The organism is Rhodanobacter sp. UC4438_H5 (genome assembly GCF_052978405.1).
Genome location: NZ_CM129672.1, coordinates 2,090,331 through 2,107,682 on the forward strand (window position 1 = coordinate 2,090,331; position 17,352 = coordinate 2,107,682).

Consider the following 17,352-nt stretch of genomic DNA (forward strand, 5'->3'; position numbering starts at 1 on the left):
GGCGGGCACCGCCCGCCGGCTCTTGTTTCGTGTCACGGAAGGCGGCGGGCAGTGCCCGCCCTCCCCCGCCGTTGCCGCTGCCGAATCCCGGCCTAATGAAACTGATCGCTCGCCGGCACCCACGAACTGGAAGCCGGGGCCGGCAATCGCACTGGCGTGGCGGGCGGCAATTCCGACGCGCAGCCCGGCGGCAACGGGCCGCCGGCGACGCGGGCGGCAGCGCATTCGGCGGCGTTGTCGAACTTCACCATCGGCGCGGAGGTCGCCGGTGCCGGCGTGCTGGCGGCCGCGGGCGGCGCCAGCGGGGCGGCAGGCGCCAGGTGCAATGGCGCATACGCGCTGGCGGCGACCGGTGCCGGCGGCGGGTCGGGGTTGCGGCAGCCGAACAGCGCGATCGGCAGCAGTGGTTTCACCGCGCACTCCACCCGCACGCCGCGCGGCAGGTGGAAGGTGTGCTTGACCGTGGTCTTTTCCACCGCGCGGCGCAGCGCGGTGTCGACCGAGCTTTCGTCCTCGGGCGTCCAGTCCTGCTCGAAGCGGGTGGGCCGGTAGCCGACGTCAGGCGTGCGGTGACGCATGATTTCGGTATCGCCGCTCGGCTTCAGCTGCACGTAGTCGCCCACCGCGCCGTGCTCCCCGCCTTGCGCTGCGCCGGGTCGATCGCCGCCGAGCTTGCCCGCGGCCAGCGAGGGCGCGTGCTGGCTGCCGGTACTGGCGGCGGCACGAACCGCTGGCGCAGGTGCCGACGGCGGCGCGACGCTGGTGGCGCCGGCCGGCTCGCCGACCGTGGCGGTGTCGCTGCCTTGCGGCGAGGCCTCCGGCGCGCGGCTGACCTCGGCGGTGGCCGGCAGCGGCAGTGCGGAGGCGGCGGGCGGAGGCGTGATCGCGGCCACGGCGGTCGGTGCCTGCAACACCGGGCGCAGGGTCGCTGGCGTCATCGCCGGCGCCGGTGCGGAGCGCTGCAGGTCCAGCTGGGTCGGTGCCAGCGCGCGCGGGGGCGCGACAACCTCGGCCGGCACGGCTTCGGCCAGTTGCGCGGGTTGGGTCAGCTGCGGCACCAGGCGCGGGGCGGGCGGCGCGATCGGCGTGGGGGGCACCAGCGTTTGCGGCTGCGGACGCGGCAGTTGCGGTGGCGCTGGCGCGGGTTCCGGCGCTTCGCTGAGCGCGGCCAGCGTGGTCGGCGCCGCGACTTGCAGCGTGATCGCGGGCGGTGCGGCGACCGCAGGCACGCTCGCCTGGGGCAAGGCCAGCGCGGTCGGCGGCAGGATCGGGCGATTGCCTTCGGCCTGCGGCGGACGTTGCGGCTCGGGCTGGGGCGCCGGCAGCGCGGGAGCCACCGGCGCCGGCAGGGTCAGCGCCAAGGGAGGCGCCGGCACCGCCGGTGCCGCCGGTTTGGGTAGCGGCAGCGGCGTCGGCGCCGGCAGGCTCACTGGCGGCTGCGGCGCGGCGACCGGCGCGGCTTTCGCCGGCTTCGCGGGGGTGGCGGCGGCCGTCAGCGCGACGGCATTGGCGCTCGGTTCGACGCGCGGTGCGGGATGCTGCCGACCCTGCTGGCGCGGCCCGCGCTGCTTCGGTGGCGTGCCATGCACCGGCGGCGGTGGCGGCGGTTCGGGTGGCTCGATCAGGCGCACCTGCAGCAGCGGTTCGCGCGAATGGTCCGGCAGCACGGTGGGTTCGTAGGCCGGGCCGAGCACGAACGCGAACAGGCACAGCAGATGCACCAGCAAGGTGCCGAGGAAGGCCAGCGCGCGACGACCCCGCGACGGCGGCGGCGCGTGCCGACGCAGATGATAGACGCGGCCGCGCGTGGCCGCCGCCAGCGGCGAGTCCAGCAAGACTCGCGCGGGGTTGGCGGCACGACGGGGTGGGACGGAATCCGGGGACGGCGCGGGCATGCGGCCAGTGTAGCGGGGGCCATCAGCGGCCGGCGCCGCGCGCTGCCTTGCGCTCGCGCAACTCCTCGTCCACTGCGCGGTCGGGCGTATCCACCGGACAGCCTTGCGCCAGCGGCTTGCCGGCGCGATACATCGCGATGCAGGCCTCCACGCCGGGCGGGGTGAAACCGTGCGTGCGACCGTCGGGCGTGCTGGCCGGCGCCATGTTGAGGCGCATGTCGCCACTTTTCGCCGACGGTGGCGGCGGCGGGTCGCCACCGCAACCACCGGCGAGCATCGCCAGCGACACGGCGCAGTGGATGCGGATGCCGCCGGGCAGGTGGATCGTCGTTTTCTTCGTGGTCTTGTCCACCAGCTTCTGCAGCGCGCTGTCGACGGAGCTGCCGCCCTTGTCCCAGTCGTCCGCGAAGCGGGTGGGCTTGTACTTGACCGGGCTGTCGTGACGCATGACCTGCGTATCGCCCTGCGGCATGCGTTGCACGTAGCCGGGCACCGGCGCACTGGAAACAGGCGCCGGCGGCAGCAGTGGCTGGCCATGCTCGTCGTACAACCGCAGCGGCGGGGCCTGCACCACCATGGCGCCCTTGGCCGGCGGCTCCGGCCGTGCCCGCGTCGGCGGCGGTGCGGCGGGCGGCGCGGGCGGCAAGGCCAGCGGCGGCGGCGCGTGGCTTGCAGGTGTGTCCTCGATCAGGCGGATCTGCAGGAACTGCTCGGGTGGCGCCTCCTCGTGCGGTACCGGCGGGCGCGTGCCGTACCACGCCACCAGCGCGAACAACGCATGCAACAGCAGTACCGCGGCGAGCGTCCAGCGATGCGTGGCCCGCTCGACCGGCGGCTCGTGCCAGCGATGCCGCTGTCGCGTGGCCCGCGCACGCCAGTCGCCAGCCGCGGGCACGAGCTCGCGCCGCTCGGGTTCGGGCGGCTCGGGCGTGGCTGGCTGGGGCTGCGGCGCAACGGCGATGGCGGTGCCTCGTGGAAATCGGTGGGCGGTCGCAGCATGGCCGAAGGCGATTGAACCCCGCTAGACCGGCGTGACGATCGCGTCGCCGGGGCGCGCGACACCTGGGACAGACAGCCGCCGGCGCCGCGCGGTTCCCCGCAGTGCAGCTTGACCCCACTTGCGCATGGCACAAGGCTAGGCCGATCGACGCCCCGCGCCGATCCCCCGCCATGACCGCCCTCGCCGCCGCATCGCGCAGGACGACCATGACGGCCCGCTTTTCCAGCCGCCCCGCGCGGCCTCGGGCGGTGCCGTTCATGCCACGAGGCTGCGCCCTTAGCATGAGGAGGGTCGCATCGTGTCCGAACTCGTCACGGAACATATCCGCAACATCGCGCTCGCCGGTCACGCCGGCGCCGGCAAGACCACGCTGTTCGAGGCCTTGCTGCATGCCGGCGGGGCGATCCAGTCCATCGGCACCGTCGAGCGCGGCAATACCGTGTCGGATACCGACGCGCAGGAACAATCGCGCGCCCATTCCATCGACAGCAGCATCGCCCAGGTCGAGCACGGCGACTGCCGCATCAACCTGATCGACACCGCCGGCTACGCCGATTTCCGCGGCGGCACGCTGTCCGCGCTGGCTGCGGTGGAGAGCGTGGCGATCGTGGTCAACGCGATCAACGGCATCGAGCACGGCACGCGCCGCATGATGATGCACGCCCACGAGCGCGGCCTGGCGCGCATGCTGGTGATCAACAAGATCGACTTCGACGGCGCCGACCTCGCCGCCCTGGTCGACGCGCTGCGCGAGGAATTCGGCAGCCAGTGCCTGCCGGTGAACCTGCCGGCGCAACGCGGCAACCGCGTGCTGGATTGCTTCTTCCACGACGACGGCGCCACCGATTTCTCCTCGCTGGCCGTGGCGCACCAGCAGATCATCGACCAGGTGGTGGAGGTCAACGAGGCACTGATGGGCCGCTACCTGGACGAGGGCGAGCAGGCGCTGGGCGCGCAGCAATTGCACGACGCCTTCGAGCAATGCCTGCGCGAAGGCCACCTGGTGCCGATCTGCTTCACCAGCGCGCGCACCGGTGCCGGGGTGAAGGAACTGCTCGACGTCGCCGCGCGGCTGCTGCCGAATCCGGCCGAGGGCAACCCTCCGCCCTTCGTGCGCGGCGACGGCCTGCCGCTGCGGGTGAGCGCCGACCCGCAGGCGCACGTGATCGCCGACGTGTTCAAGATCATCAACGACCCGTTCGTGGGCAAGCTGGGCGTGTTCCGCGTGTGGCAGGGCACCGTGCGGCGCGACAGCCAGCTGCTGGTCGACGACGGCCGCAAGCCGTTCAAGGTCGGCCACCTGTTCCGCCTGCAGGGCAAGAACCACGTGGAGATCGAGGCGGCGATCCCCGGCGACATCGCCGCGGTGGCCAAGGTCGAGGAAATCCACTACGACGCGGTGCTGCACGATTCGCACGACGACGATCGCATGGCGCTGGCGCCACCGCGGTTCCCCACGCCGATGGTCGGCCTGGCGCTGGAGCCGCGGCACAAGGGCCAGGAGCAGAAGCTCTCCAACGCGCTGGCGCGCCTGGCCGAGGAAGATCCCTGCTTTCGCGTCGAGCACCACAAGGAACTCAACGAGACCGTGGTGCGCGGGCTCTCCGAGCTGCACCTGAAGGTGATGCTCGAGCGCATGCGCGAACGCTACGGCGTGGAAGTGGAGACGCGCCCGCCACGCATCGCGTATCGCGAAACCATCGCCGCCCTCGCCGAAGGCCACCACCGGCACAAGAAGCAGACCGGCGGCGCCGGCCAGTTCGGCGAGGTGTTCCTGCGCATCGAGCCGCTCGATCGCGGCGCCGGCTTCGAATTCGTCGACGCGATCAAGGGCGGCGTGATCCCCGGCCAGTTCCTGCCGGCGATCGAGAAAGGCGTGCGCCAGGCGATGGAGCGCGGCGTGGTGGCCGGCTACCCGCTGCAGGACCTGCGCGTCACGGTCTACGACGGCAAGTACCACTCGGTCGACTCCAAGGAGGTGGCCTTCATCAGCGCCGGCAAGAAAGCCTTCCTCGACGCCGTGGCCAAGGCGCATCCCGTGCTGCTGGAGCCGATCGTCAACGTCGAGGTGGCGATCCCCGAGCGCCACGTCGGCGACGTCACCGGCAGCCTCGCCGGCAAGCGCGCGCGCATCCTGGGCACCGATGCGCAGCGTGGCGGCGAGCTGGTGATCAAGGCGCAGGCCCCGCTGGCCGAACTGATCGATTACCCCACCGAACTGAAATCCATGACCGGCGGCCGTGGCCGCTACAGCCTCGACCTGAGCCACTACGAAGCCGCCCCCGCCACCGTGCAGAAGCAGTTGGGAGAGGCTTGGAAGCCGCGCGCGGAGGAGGATTGAAGTGCATCGGGTGGCCTCTTGCCGGCGCGCCACGCTACGATGCCGGAGCACTATCCAGTTCACCACCAGCCAAGGGAATTGCTGATGAAGCCACTGTTGCTCGTTCCGACATGCCTGCTGCTGGCATGCGTCTCCACCCTTTGCCTGGCGGGTCAGTCGGCCGACGGCTCCAACGCACGGCCGGCTTCGACCCATGTCGCGCCCGCGGACGCGCCGCCACCGACGCCACCGCCACGGCAGACGCCTGACATCGAGCGCACCCTGCGCGCCATGGACGACGCCTCCACCCAGGGACACCCGGATCTCTTCGGCCAGTTTGCCGGCATGCGGCGCCTGTTCGAGGGCGACTACCAGGGCGCCATGAAGTACTTCCGGATCGGTTCGCGCTACGCCGACAAGATGTCCCAGCTCAGCATCGCGATGATGTATCTCAACGGCCGGGGCGTGAGGAAGGACCGGGCCAGTGCCTGCGCCTGGATCACGCTGGCCGCCGAGCGTGGCTACCCTTCCTACGTCAACGCGCGCGACCGGATCTGCGCCGCGCTGGCACCCGCACAACGCACGCAGGCGAACACGATGCTGGCCGCGTTGATGGCCGAGTTCGGCGACGCCGTGGCCAAGCCGAGGATGAAGCTGGCCCTGATCTCGGCCAGGAACTCGCTGACGGGGTCGCACCTGGGCCACGACTCCGGCGTCAAGGTCATGGGGTTGAACGCCGACAATCCGACCCGCTGCGGCGGCAACCGTCTCGTCCTCGGCGGCGTGGAGATTCCCCGCGAAGGATGCGGCAGGTACGACCCGTCGCTGCTGGACCCAAACCGTTATTTCGCCGCGCGGGACGCGCAATGGTTCGGCACGGTGACCGTCGGCAAGATGATCAAGGCGGACCCGCCGCCGTCCACCGCACCGGGTGCAAGCGATCACTCCCACTGAGTGGGTCGCCCGAAGCCGCTCCGGTATGACTGTCACTGCCCGATGGCGCGCGCCTTTCAGCGCGCGCCTGGAGGACAGCCCAGGTCGAACCATGCCGTCTTGGCACGCGTGACGCCGAACCCGTGGGGTTCCGCGCCAACCGGCAGCCTAGTAATCCCTGGCCCCGAGCAGCCCCACCGCGTAACCGGCCTGGCGCAGCCGCGAGGTGGCCCGGGAACTCAGCATGACCAGCACGAGCAGGCCGACCAGCGGGACGAGCATCAGCACCAGCAGCACGATGCGCCCCCAGACGGGGTAGTCCAGGCCGCGGGCGATCTTGTAGATGCCGGTCCAGGACATCCCCAGGCAGACCAGCAGGGCGAGCAAGGCGATCGGGCCGACCGCGGCGCGCAGCGCGGCGGCGAGGAAGTACAGCAGGATGGCGTAGATCACCAGCTTCTGGCCGGAAGCGACATCGTCCAGCGACGCGCTGCGCTTTTCGCGAACCTCCAGCACGGCACCGGGACTCTGGTACGGATTTTCCATGATTTCCCCCTGATCGGTTTTGAACGACATTTGCCCGGCGACAAGCGCAACGCGCCGGGATTTCCCCTACAGCCGATTCCCCCGCTTGATCGCCAGGTAGCGCTCGATCAGCGCACCGGACAGTTCGCCGCAGCTCACGTCCAGCGTGTTGATGCCTTCGCGACGCAGCGCTTCGTGGGTGCGTTCGCGATCGGCCAGATAGTGCATGGCGGCGGCGCTGCGGATGCTGCCTTCCAGTTCGTCGCCGGGGTCGGCGGCGGCGTGGTCGAGGGCCAGTTCGCGCAGGCTGACCAGCATCACCAGGTGACGCCGGGACAGCATGCTCACCGCGGCGCGCAGTTCGGCGTCGTCCTCGTCGCGCACGTTGGTGATCAGCACCACCAGCGCGCGACGTTGCTGGTGCGCCTGCAGGGCGCTGGCAGCGGCGAGGTAGTCGGTGGCCAGCGGCATCGCGTGCAGGTCGTAGCCGGCGCCGAGCAGCATGTCCATGCCGCCGCTGCCCTGTTGCGGCGGCAACCAGCGTTGCTGCTGGCCGGTGCAGGCCAGCAGGCCGACCGCATCGCCCTGGCGCAGCGCGATGCTGGCCAGTGCCAGCGAGGCGTTCAGCACGTGGTCGAAATGCACCCGGCGATCATCCTGCGCCAGCAGGCGGCGACCGCAGTCGAGCATCAGCACCACCTGCTGGTTGCGCTCGTCGCGGTACTCGCGCGAGATCAGCCGGCTGCTGCGCGCGGTGGCCTTCCAGTCGATCTTGCGCAGGCTGTCGCCGACGCGGTAGTCGCGCAGCTCCTGGAACTCGGTGCCTTCGCCGCGACGCCGTTGCAGCCGCGCGCCGACGCTGCGCGAGGCAAGTTCCACGCTCAAGCCCGCCAGCTCGACCAGCGCGGCGAAGTTCGGATACACACGCACCGTCGACGCGGCGCCGAGCACGCGGCGCACCGACCAGCAACGCCACGGCGAATGCAATTGCACGTGGCAGCCGTCGAAGGCGAACTGGCCGCGTGCGTCGGGCGTGACCGCGTACTCGAGTCGCACGTCGCCGCCCGCCGGCAGCAGCAGCGTGCGCGGCATGCCGCGCACCGCCCAGCCGCCCGGATGCAGGTCGTGCAGGCGCAACTTCTGCGCGCGCCGCGTGGTGCCGCGCACGCGCAGGCCGATCCGCGCCTCCGGCCCCAGCGGCAGCACCGGCGCCAGCTCGCGCGACACCTCGGGCGACGGCATCCGGCGCAGGCGCCAACCATCGACGAGCGCCAGCAGCGCAAGCGCACCGCCGCCGGCCAGCCACGCCGCCAGCGGCAGCCAGCCGAGGCTGGCCAGCACGCCGAGCACGGTCCAGCCGAGCAGCAGCCACAGCAGCGCGGGCGCAGGCCTCATCACTGTCGCGGTGCCGGCACCTTGTGCAGCAGCGTCTTGAGCACGTCGTCGGGGCGCTGGCGTTCGAGCAGCGCCTCCGGCGCCAGCAGCAGGCGATGGCGCAAGGCCGGCAACGCCACCGCGCGCACGTCGTCCGGGGTGACGAAATCGCGGCCGTCGACTGCTGCCTGCGCGCGCGCCAGCCGCGCCAGCGCCAGGCCGCCGCGCGGACCGGCGCCGCCGATCACGCCCGGCCATTCGCGCGTGGTGCGCGCAATGCGCACCGCGTAGTCGGTGACCGCGGCATCCATGCGGATCGACGCCACCGCCCGCTGCACCGCCAGCAACTGCGCCTGGCTCAGCACCGGCTGCACCTGCGACACGTCGAGGTCGGCGGCAACCTTGCCGTCGATCACGCGCGAGACCATGCGCCGCTCGTCCTCCAGCCCCGGATAGCCGATCACCACCTTGATCAGGAAGCGGTCCAGCTGCGCCTCGGGCAGCGGGTAGGTGCCCTCCTGCTCGATCGGGTTCTGCGTGGCCACCACCATGAACGGTGCCGGCAGCGCGAAGCGACGACCCTCGATGGTCACCTGCCCCTCCTGCATCGATTCGAGCAACGCGGCCTGGGTCTTGGCCGGCGCGCGGTTGATCTCGTCGGCCAGCAGCAGGTTGGCGAATACCGGGCCGCGGCGGATCTGGAAACGTTCGGTCTTGGGGTCGTAGATCGCGTGGCCGGTGACGTCGGCCGGCATCAGGTCGGGAGTGAACTGCACGCGGCCGAAGGTGCAGCCGACCGACGCGGCCAGCGCGCGCACCAGCAGCGTCTTGCCCAGCCCGGGCACGCCCTCGATCAGCACGTGGCCGGTCGCCAGCAGCGCCAGCAACACCTGGTCGAACACCTCGGCCTGGCCGATGAAGGCGCGCCCGACCTGCTCGCGCAACGCGCGCACGTGGTCGCCGAGTTCGGCGGTGGAAGGCGGCGGCAAGGCCGGCGCGGCGAGCGTGTCGAGGGTCATGGACGATTCCTGAGTCGGGCCAGGGTGAGGATGGAAACGCGAAACGCCTGCGCGTTCGCCGGTGACTGGAAGGCCTGCGCGATGCGCGCGGCGTCCAGCGCGCTGCGCTCGGCCAGGCGCGCGTACAGCGCCTCGCCGTGCAGCATCGCGCAGGCCGGATCGCGGCGACGCAGGCGCGCCAGCACGGCCTGGCAGGCCAGCGCGTGCAGGCTGCGACCGCCGTCGCGGCGATAGATGAACTCGCCGGCGGCCTGCACGTGTTCAAGCAGGGCGCGGCGGTGCGCGGGCGGAGCCGGCAGCAATGGCCCGAGCCGTGCGCTGCGCATCGCCATCCACGCGGCCAGCAGCAACGCCAGCGCGAGCAGCGCGGGCCAGCCCTTGATCGCCATGAATTGGAGGAAGGGCGGACCGTCCAGCGCGTAGACCAGGTAGATCGTGCCGCGGCCGCGATTGGGCTGCAGCAGGTTCCAGGCAAACTCCTGCGCCGCGGCCTGCTTCAGCGCGGTGTGCGCCAGCGGGGCAAAATTGGCCAGCACGCTGACCGTGCCCTGCCCCAGCGGCATGCGCGCGTACAGATAGCCGTCGTGCGGCGTGCCGATCGCCGCGTCGAGTTTCCCGATGACGCCCGGCCGCAGCCGGAAGCGCGAGCCGCACAGGGCGACGTCGTCGCGCTTGCTCGCCGTCGCGCCGTGCAGGGCCGCGCACTCGAACGAGGCGGCGCGCGAATCGAGCACGCCGAGCGCATCGAACAGCGGCGTGTGCGCCACGCTGGCCGCTCCCGGCGACAGCAGCAGGTGGCCGCCGCCGCGCACCCATGCCACCAGCCGTGCCGCATCGGCGGCATCGACGCGGCCGGCATTTTCGCCCAGCAGCACCGTGTCGCCATGGCGCAACGGCAATCGCGCCGCACTCAATGTGGTCAGCGACTGCACCGGCAGCTGCAGCTCATGCAGCATCAGTTCCAGCGCGAGGAAGCGGTTGCTGCGCGCCGCGCCGTGCGGCGGGATCGTCTCGGTGACGTCCTTGCGCTCGAAGGTGGCGAAGAACCCGGCGACCAGCAGCGCCAGCGCGGCCGCGACCAGGGCGGCGATCAGCAGCGTCTTGCGGTTCATGTCGACGCCCCGGGCTGCGCCGGCCAGCCGGCGAGCAGTTGCTCGACGGTGGCGTCGTCGGGATAGCGCCCGGCGTAGGCAGCGAACTGCCAGGTGCGCACGATCTCGACCACGCGGCGGCTGCGCTGCGGATCGTCGATGGCGCGCGCCTGGCGCAGCCAGTGCGCCTCGGTCGCATCCGCTGCGGGCGGCTGCCGCAGCTCGCGCGCGGTCTGCTCGACGCAGCCGCGATAGAGCAGCGCCAGTGCCTCGCGCCGGCGCTGTGCCTGCCACAGCGCGCGTGCCGCGCCGGCCAGGTCGGCGGGCAACGCGGCTGGCGCGTCGACGATCGACGATATCGGCGGCGACAGCGCCGGCGCGACCTCCTCATCCCGCAGCAGCCAGCGCCCGCGCCAGCGCCAGCCCAGCCAGACCAGGCCGCCGAGCACGCCGATCAGCAGCAGCCACAACAGCAGCTGGAAGAACCCGCCCAGCAAGTGTCCGAGCCAGGGGAACAGCGGATTGATCGACGTCGCGGCCGGTTCCGGCTTGTACTTGAGCTGCCAGCGCCGCACCGTGTGTTCACCGCCGAAGCGCGGGTCGCGATAAGCCCGCGCGGCCGCTTGCGCCAAGCCCGGCTCGGGTGCCTCCGCGCGCGCGCCGAACAACGCGTCCAGCGACACGCTGGCGGGCTTGTCGACCGCCGCGGCGTGCACCTCGGCCGTCGCCTGCGCCTGCACGGGAGGTGTCCATGCGCCGAAGCACAGCAACGCAACCGCCAGCAGCGCGGTGCCCTGCAGCCGCGCGCGCAGGCGCCGGAAGGCCAGGTCGATGTCCCACGCCTCCAGTTGCGTGCGCCGGTTGAGATACAGCGCAAAGCCGCAGGCGACGTAGAGCGGTTCGATCACGCTCATCGCCAGATAGGCCACGCCGGCGCCGGCCAGCACCCACGCGGTGGGGATCACCTGCGTGTCGCCGCGCACCAGCTCGATCAGCGATTGCGGCCGCCATTCGTGCGGGATCAGCAGCAACGCGAACAACCACACGCTGAGGAACAGCACCAGCTCGAACAGCAGGCAGAAATAGGTGAGCAGGCTGGTTTCCCCCACCAGGCGCCGACGCAGCACTTTCCAGCGTGCCGAACGCTGCGCCCGCGTGCTGCCTTCGAGCAGATCGAGCGGCAGGCGCAGCGCGCGGTTGCTGTCGATGCGCAACCAGGTCAGCGCCGCCAGCGTCCGTCGCCACGGCCAGCGCGCCTGGCCGCGCAGGGTCTGGCGCCAGCCCGGCGCCTGATCGAACACCGCCCGCGACAACACGTACAGCGGCAGCCGATCGAACAGCGGCTTCAGCCACCACATCAGCCCCCAGCCCAGCCACGGCCAGCCGAGCGCGACACCGAGCCCGTTGCACAACACGAACAGCGGCAGGGTGAAGGCGAACCACGCCGACCAGACCGGCCGCGCATGCGCGCGCAACATCGCCGCGCCGAGATCCAGCGCCTCGCGCGTCACCCTGGGCCGCAACACCACGCCGATGCGTTCAAGCTCCATGCCGCACCGCCCTGCCGCCGCGCCACAGCCAAGCCAGCACCAGCACCCACAGCACGCCGGCCACGCCGAAGCGCAGCGGATCGGGCAGGCTGGCGATGGAGGACCAGTACGCCTCGATGAACGCCGCCACCAGCAGCATCGCGAATGCGCCCAGCGCCAGTTGCGCGCCGACCCAGCCGGCCGCGACCAGCGCCGGTCCGCGGCGCTGCCGGCCCGGCGCCAGCAAGGTCAGGCCCAGATGCAGGCCGGCGCCACCGGCGATCACCAGCGCGGTGAGCTCGAACGGCGAATGCCCCGCCACGAAGCGCCAGAACGGGCCGCCGTAGCCGATCGCGGTGAGATGGCCGGCGATGCCGCCGATCAGCACGCCGTTGGCGCCCAGCACGTAGACCGCGCCGACGCCGAACACCAGCCCCGAGGCGAACGTGCGAAACGCGATGCCGACGTTGTTCATCACGTAGAAGCCGAACATCTGCAGATCGGTGCCGCTGCTGCGGCCGATGTGCGGATTGGCCGGGTCGTACATCTTCTCGAACTGCGCCAGCTGGGCGCTGCTGAACAGCGTGTGCGCCAGCTCCGGGCGCAGTTGCAGCAGCACCAGCAGGCACAGCGCCGGCACGTAGAACAGCACCGCCGCCAGCGCCATGCAGCGCCACTGCGCGCGGACCAGCCGCGGGAAACCGGCCAGCAGAAACATCGCCACCCGATGCCAGCGCGGCGGCGGCGGCCGGTACAGCACGCGGTGGCCATGCTGCACGAGTTGCTGCAGCCGGTCGGTCACCTCGTGGCTGTAGCCGCGGCCGCGGGCCAGCGCCAGGTGGTGGCAGACGCGCCGGTATTCGGCGGGGAAATCCAGCGCCTGCTCCTGCCGCAGCGTGCGTCGCGGCTGGCGGTCCAGCGCATGCAGCCAGGATTGCAGGCGATCCCAGGTCTTGCCGTGCAAGGCCACGAAGCGTTCCTGTTTCATGCGCGCCCCAGCAGCCAGTTCACGTGCGCCACCAGTTGCCGGATTGCCGCGGTGTCGCGCAGGCCGGTCAGCGGGGTCAGCAGGTTGGCCAGTTCCTCCTGGCGCTGCACGGTGAGCTGGCCGGCGCGCTCGGCATAGTCGACCAGCGCGGCCTGTTCGTCGGCGGACAAGGCCAGCGGCAGCGGCAGCGCGGACACCGCCGGTACCTGCTGGCCAGGCGGCAGTTCGCGCGCATGCACCACCATGGTGCCGGCCACGATGTCGCCGAGCCGGCGCGCGTGCGGATCGACCAGGGTGCTGACCAGGCCCACGCCATAGACGCCGGGCAGGATGTCCACCACGCGCAGCAGGTTGCGCACCACCGACGGCAGCCAGGTCACCGGCGTGCCGTCGGCATGCACCACGCGCAGGCCGAGCGCGCGCTTGCCCGGCGTCTGGCCGTCCATCCAGACCTCGCAGACCACCCCATACGCCCACATCAGCGCGAACAGCAGCAGCATCGCCAGGCCGTTGCCGGCCACGCCGAAGATCGACAGCGGGATCATCGCCACCAAGAAGAAGACACCGCGCAACAGCAGGTCGAGCACCCACGCCTGCGCCCGCGGCAACGCTCCGGCGGCGCGCAGGCGCAGCGAGATGCCTTCGGCGGTCTCGATCTCGCGGACGGTATCGATCATCGAGTGCCGATCATCAGGCGTCGACGACGATGGTATCGGCGATCAGGTCGTGCAGGCAGCGGCGCTCGTTGCCGAAGATCAGCAGCGGATCGATCAGCGTCGCCAGCCGGCCGATGTAGGGAATCACGCCGAGCAGCGCCACCGGCAGCACGCGGATGAAGAGATAACGCAACAGGCCCATGCGACTGCCATCGGTACGCACGATGGCGATGTCCAGCATGCGCTTGCCGATGGTCTGGCCACTCCGATGCAGCATGACGCAGTTGACCACGAAGATCGCCACCAGCAGGGCGAAACCCAGCAGCAGCACGCCGATCATCGGCGCGGCCGGCTTGATCCCCTTGCCGACGCCGACTGCCATCATGGCGCCCCACAACACCGGGAGGGCCCAGACCAGGTTGATCACCCCGTCGAGCAGCGCCGCCGCCAGGCGCTTGCCGCGGCTGGCCTTGCGTTCCTCCAGGCCCTGCGCATCCCACGCGCGCACATCGTCGACCGTTGCCTCGGGCGCGGCATAAGGATTGGCTTCCATCGCATTCCCCCGTCACTGTCCATGTTGCCGCTCCCCCCGGCCGGCAACTGCGGCGAGTATAAAAGCGTTGTCCGGAACGCGGCTACCGCTTGGGCTTGAGCAACGTGCCGGTGCATTTCGGCGCGCCGCACAGGCACTGCCACAGCTTCTTCAGCCGCGCGGTGTGCGGCACGTCAAGCACGATGCCGTAGTCGTAGGTGAGCTCATCGCCGGGCTTGATGTGGCGGATCGCCTCGATCTTCACCTTGTCCCGGCGCGGGTCGCCGCTGGCGCTTTCCTCGACCACGGCGCGGCAGTTCGGCGCGCAGCTGTGGTTGATCCAGCGCGCGGTGTTGCCGCGCTGGTTGGCGTCGATCACGTACTTCTCGTTGAGCGTGAACAAGAAGGTATGCCCGGTTTCACCACCGTCCCCGTACAGCGTATCGGCCTCGTCCGGCGTGAGCAGCTTGCCCTTGTATTCGATGATCTCCTCGCCGCGGGCGATCGGCGCGGTGGCGAATACGCCGTTGCCGTGGATCGGCGAGCGGCGGGCAATGAAACGTCGTGACATGCTGCAGTACCCGGACTGGAAGGCAAGCCGACGATGATGCCTGTTCGCGCGCCATCGCGAAACCTCGGCACCACCGCGATCCCCGGCGCGAGCCGCGACGACGGCCTGCCCGGTCGACTGGCGCGGACACCCCGATCGCGGTTAGAGTCAGGATTCAAACGATCGTTTGGAGAACTGCGATGCGTCCGTTGCGCTGGGTCGTTGCCCCGTTCCTGCTCGCCGTGCTGGCGTTTGGCCTGGCCGCCTGCGGCCCGGCGAAGAAAAGCGTGTTCCCGCCCACGGTGAGCATCCAGCAGTTGCAGGTGCTGTCCAACGGGCAGTGGCAGCTGAGCGTGCGCATCCAGAACAACAGCTACGCCGGGATGGACTTCCAGTCGCTGGACGGCCAGTTGCAGGTCGCCGCGCTGGCGCCGGTGCGCCTGCACGACACGTTCGAGCTGGCCATCCCGCAACTTGCCGGCGACGTGGTGCAGCTCAAGGTATGGCCCACCGCCGCGATGAGCCGCGCACTGGAGGCCATCGCCGACAAGGGCAGCGCCGCGTCGCTGGCCTATTCGATCAGCGGCACCGCGACCGCCAAGCCCGAGCAGGAGAGCAAGGCGCGCGCCTTCGACTTCAGCGGCAAGGACTGGATTTCGGCCGTGCCGGGCATCGCACACACCTTCCGTTAAACCGCCTGCATCAGGAGTTCCCATGACCGCTTACAAGGCCCCCCTCGACGACCTGCGCTTCGCCCTGTTCGATGTGCTGGACGCCGAGCCGGTTCTCACCTCGCTGCAGGGCGGCGAGGCGCATGGCCGCGACCTGCTCGACGCCGTGCTGGAAGAAGCCGGTCGCCTGAGCGAGCAGTTGCTCGCGCCGACCAATGCACCGGCGGACGCCGAGGGCTGCCAGTTCGACAAGGCCACCGGCAAGGTCACCACGCCGGCCTCGTTCAAGGAGGCGTTCCGGCAGTTCGCCGAAGGTGGCTGGACCGGCTTGACCAACCCCGAGCAGTACGGCGGACAGGCCCTGCCCGGCGTGCTCGGCACCGCCACCACGGAGATTTTCCAGTCCGGCAACCTCGCCTGGAGCCTGTACCCGCTGTTGTCCGAAGGCGCCACGCATGCGCTGCAACAGCACGGCGAGGAATGGCAGCGCGAGCTGTACATGAAGCCGATCGTGGCCGGCCGCTGGACCGGCACGATGTGCCTGACCGAACCGCAGGCGGGCTCCGACCTGGGCCTGCTGAAGACGCGCGCGGTACCGGGCGAGGCCGACGCCAACGGCCGGCCGACCTGGAAAATCAGCGGCACCAAGATCTTCATCAGCGCCGGCGAGCACGACCTCACCGAGAACATCGTGCACCTGGTGCTGGCGCGCCTGCCTGATGCACCGGAAGGCAGCCGCGGCATCTCGATGTTCATCGTGCCGAAGTTCAAGCTCGACGCGGACGGCAAGCCGGGCGAACGCAACAGCGTCGCGGCCGGAGCGATCGAGCACAAGATGGGCATCCACGCCTGCTCCACCTGCGTGATGAACTTCGACGGCGCCGAGGGCTACCTGATCGGCAAGCCGCACAAGGGGCTGATGGCGATGTTCACCATGATGAATGCGGCGCGGCTGTCGGTCGGCGTGCAGGGACTGGCCCTGGCCGAGCGCGCGTTGCAGAACAGCCTCAACTACGCGCGCGAACGGCTGCAGTCGCGCTCGCTGTCCGGGCCGAAATTCCCCGACAAGCCGGCCGACAACCTGCTGGTGCAACCGGACGTGCGGCGCATGCTGCTGACCCAGCGCGCCTTTGTCGAAGGCTCGCGTGCGCTGGTGCTGTACACCGCGCTGCAGACGGACATCGAGCATCGCGCCACGGACGAGGCGGCGCGCCAGAAGGCCGGCGAACTGGTCGCCTTCCTGATCCCGATCGCCAAGGGCATGGTCACCGAGCTGGCGCAGGAGTGCACCAAGGAAGCGCTGCAGATCTACGGCGGCCACGGCTACATCGCCGAGAACGGGATGGAACAGTTCGTGCGCGACGCGCGCATCATCACCCTGTACGAGGGCACCACCGGCATCCAGGCCGCCGACCTGCTCGGCCGCAAGATCCTCCAGCTGCAGGGCGTGGGCTTCAAGCATTTCCTGGAGGAGATCAGCGCGTTCTGCCAGCAGCATGCCGACACCGAATCGCTGAAGGCGTTCATCGGCCCGCTCGCCGTGGCCACGCGAAACTGGAGCGAGCTCACCGTGGCACTGGCCCAGCGCATCCAGGGTAACCCCGAGGAACTGGGCGCGGCGGCCACCGATTACCTGTACTACTCCGGCTACGTGACCCTGGCCTACCTGTGGGCGCGCAGCGTGCTGGCGGCCGAGAATGGTACGCAGTCGGCCGCGTTCAAGCAGGCCAAGCGCGACACCGCGGCGTTCTACTTCAGCCGTCTGCTGCCCCGCACGCTCGCCCACCAGGCGGCAATCGAGGCCGGCGTGGCCAGCGTGCCGGCGATCGACTGAGCCGCAGGCACCCCCGCACGAAAGAGCCCGGCGATGCCGGGCTCTTTCGTATTCGGGGCAGTCATGGACCGAAGTCCGGCCATGTGCGGCACGTCACATGTCCCGGCGGGTCAACTTTTGCTCAAAAGTGGCAATGGCGGCCGGGTAGGTGTTCAACTGGCGCAGCTTTCGCGGAAGGTCTCGCCGCTCAGGCGCAGGTACTGCTGGACCATGGCGTCGTGGATCGGCGCGCACTGGATCAGCTCGCGGGCCAGCGCCTCCTGCGCCTCGGCCACGCCGGAGCGGGCGGCCCGTGCGGGAACGGTGGGAACGGCCCGAACGATCCGCGGCGCCGGCACATCGGCCTGTTGGCGTTCGACGTCGAGCAGATGGGAGATGTCATAGGCGATGTCGTTCATGCCCGAGGTAATGCAACAGGCTTGCCAACTCACCGCC

17 protein-coding genes are annotated in these 17,352 nt (G+C 70.6%); 5 read left to right on the forward strand and 12 right to left on the reverse strand.

Features of this window, described 5'->3' with window-relative positions; all coding sequences use genetic code 11:
- Positions 1–92: 92 nt before the first annotated feature.
- Together ACVCL9_RS09915 and ACVCL9_RS09920 are read right to left on the reverse strand one after the other, a co-directional pair.
- Positions 93–1,835 (reverse strand): hypothetical protein, encoded by a 1,743-nt coding sequence (locus ACVCL9_RS09915; RefSeq protein ID WP_447098255.1) that lies wholly within the window; start codon positions 1,833–1,835, stop codon positions 93–95.
- An 82-nt stretch (positions 1,836–1,917) separates the two neighbouring features.
- Positions 1,918–2,679 (reverse strand): hypothetical protein, encoded by a 762-nt coding sequence (locus ACVCL9_RS09920; protein ID WP_447110610.1) that lies wholly within the window; start codon positions 2,677–2,679, stop codon positions 1,918–1,920.
- Here ACVCL9_RS09920 and ACVCL9_RS09925 point away from each other — a divergent pair.
- The 3 genes from ACVCL9_RS09925 to ACVCL9_RS09935 all read left to right on the forward strand — a co-directional run bounded on the left by ACVCL9_RS09925 (position 2,674) and on the right by ACVCL9_RS09935 (position 6,169).
- Positions 2,674–2,910: a hypothetical protein gene (locus ACVCL9_RS09925; protein ID WP_447110611.1), complete on the forward strand. Its 237-nt coding sequence runs from the start codon at positions 2,674–2,676 to the stop codon at positions 2,908–2,910. The two genes, ACVCL9_RS09920 and ACVCL9_RS09925, sit on opposite strands and share 6 nt — an antisense overlap.
- Positions 2,911–3,193: 283 nt before the next feature.
- Positions 3,194–5,236 (forward strand): elongation factor G, encoded by a 2,043-nt coding sequence (fusA, locus tag ACVCL9_RS09930; RefSeq protein WP_447098253.1) that lies wholly within the window; start codon positions 3,194–3,196, stop codon positions 5,234–5,236.
- Between the two features lie 18 nt (positions 5,237–5,254).
- On the forward strand, positions 5,255–6,169 hold the full coding sequence (locus tag ACVCL9_RS09935; RefSeq protein ID WP_447098252.1) for a sel1 repeat family protein: 915 nt from the start codon (positions 5,255–5,257) through the stop codon (positions 6,167–6,169).
- 147 nt (positions 6,170–6,316) lie between these two features.
- Here ACVCL9_RS09935 and ACVCL9_RS09940 read toward each other — a convergent pair whose 3' ends face one another.
- From ACVCL9_RS09940 to ACVCL9_RS09980, 9 genes are all read right to left on the reverse strand, one after another.
- Complete coding sequence (locus ACVCL9_RS09940; protein ID WP_447098251.1) at positions 6,317–6,694, reverse strand: hypothetical protein; 378 nt, start codon at positions 6,692–6,694, stop codon at positions 6,317–6,319.
- Positions 6,695–6,760: 66 nt separating this feature from the next.
- On the reverse strand, positions 6,761–8,068 hold the full coding sequence (locus tag ACVCL9_RS09945) for a DUF58 domain-containing protein (RefSeq protein ID WP_447098250.1): 1,308 nt from the start codon (positions 8,066–8,068) through the stop codon (positions 6,761–6,763).
- A complete protein-coding gene (locus ACVCL9_RS09950; protein ID WP_447098249.1) occupies positions 8,068–9,066 on the reverse strand; it encodes an AAA family ATPase in 999 nt (332 codons plus the stop codon). The genes ACVCL9_RS09945 and ACVCL9_RS09950 overlap by 1 nt, the downstream gene beginning before the upstream one ends.
- Positions 9,063–10,178: a DUF4350 domain-containing protein gene (locus tag ACVCL9_RS09955; RefSeq protein WP_447098248.1), complete on the reverse strand. Its 1,116-nt coding sequence runs from the start codon at positions 10,176–10,178 to the stop codon at positions 9,063–9,065. The genes ACVCL9_RS09950 and ACVCL9_RS09955 overlap by 4 nt, the downstream gene beginning before the upstream one ends.
- Positions 10,175–11,707: a DUF4129 domain-containing protein gene (locus ACVCL9_RS09960; protein WP_447098247.1), complete on the reverse strand. Its 1,533-nt coding sequence runs from the start codon at positions 11,705–11,707 to the stop codon at positions 10,175–10,177. Before ACVCL9_RS09960 ends, ACVCL9_RS09955 begins: the two co-directional genes overlap by 4 nt.
- Positions 11,697–12,674 (reverse strand): stage II sporulation protein M, encoded by a 978-nt coding sequence (locus ACVCL9_RS09965; RefSeq protein ID WP_395119973.1) that lies wholly within the window; start codon positions 12,672–12,674, stop codon positions 11,697–11,699. The genes ACVCL9_RS09960 and ACVCL9_RS09965 overlap by 11 nt, the downstream gene beginning before the upstream one ends.
- Positions 12,671–13,351 carry an RDD family protein gene (locus ACVCL9_RS09970; RefSeq protein WP_395119974.1) on the reverse strand — a complete coding sequence of 227 codons (681 nt, stop codon included), beginning with the start codon at positions 13,349–13,351 and terminating at the stop codon, positions 12,671–12,673. Before ACVCL9_RS09970 ends, ACVCL9_RS09965 begins: the two co-directional genes overlap by 4 nt.
- A gap of 13 nt (positions 13,352–13,364) precedes the next feature.
- Positions 13,365–13,883: an RDD family protein gene (locus tag ACVCL9_RS09975; RefSeq protein WP_395119975.1), complete on the reverse strand. Its 519-nt coding sequence runs from the start codon at positions 13,881–13,883 to the stop codon at positions 13,365–13,367.
- A gap of 82 nt (positions 13,884–13,965) precedes the next feature.
- A complete protein-coding gene (locus ACVCL9_RS09980; protein ID WP_447098246.1) occupies positions 13,966–14,433 on the reverse strand; it encodes an SET domain-containing protein in 468 nt (155 codons plus the stop codon).
- A gap of 179 nt (positions 14,434–14,612) precedes the next feature.
- Between ACVCL9_RS09980 and ACVCL9_RS09985 the strand changes: the two genes are divergently transcribed.
- Positions 14,613–15,104, forward strand: a complete 492-nt coding sequence (locus ACVCL9_RS09985) for a hypothetical protein (protein ID WP_395119977.1) — start codon at positions 14,613–14,615, stop codon at positions 15,102–15,104.
- Between the two features lie 22 nt (positions 15,105–15,126).
- Positions 15,127–16,917, forward strand: coding sequence for an acyl-CoA dehydrogenase C-terminal domain-containing protein (locus ACVCL9_RS09990; protein WP_447098245.1), 1,791 nt, complete (start codon positions 15,127–15,129; stop codon positions 16,915–16,917).
- A 152-nt stretch (positions 16,918–17,069) separates the two neighbouring features.
- Here ACVCL9_RS09990 and ACVCL9_RS09995 read toward each other — a convergent pair whose 3' ends face one another.
- Positions 17,070–17,315 carry a hypothetical protein gene (locus ACVCL9_RS09995; protein ID WP_395119979.1) on the reverse strand — a complete coding sequence of 82 codons (246 nt, stop codon included), beginning with the start codon at positions 17,313–17,315 and terminating at the stop codon, positions 17,070–17,072.
- Positions 17,316–17,352 lie beyond the last annotated feature (37 nt).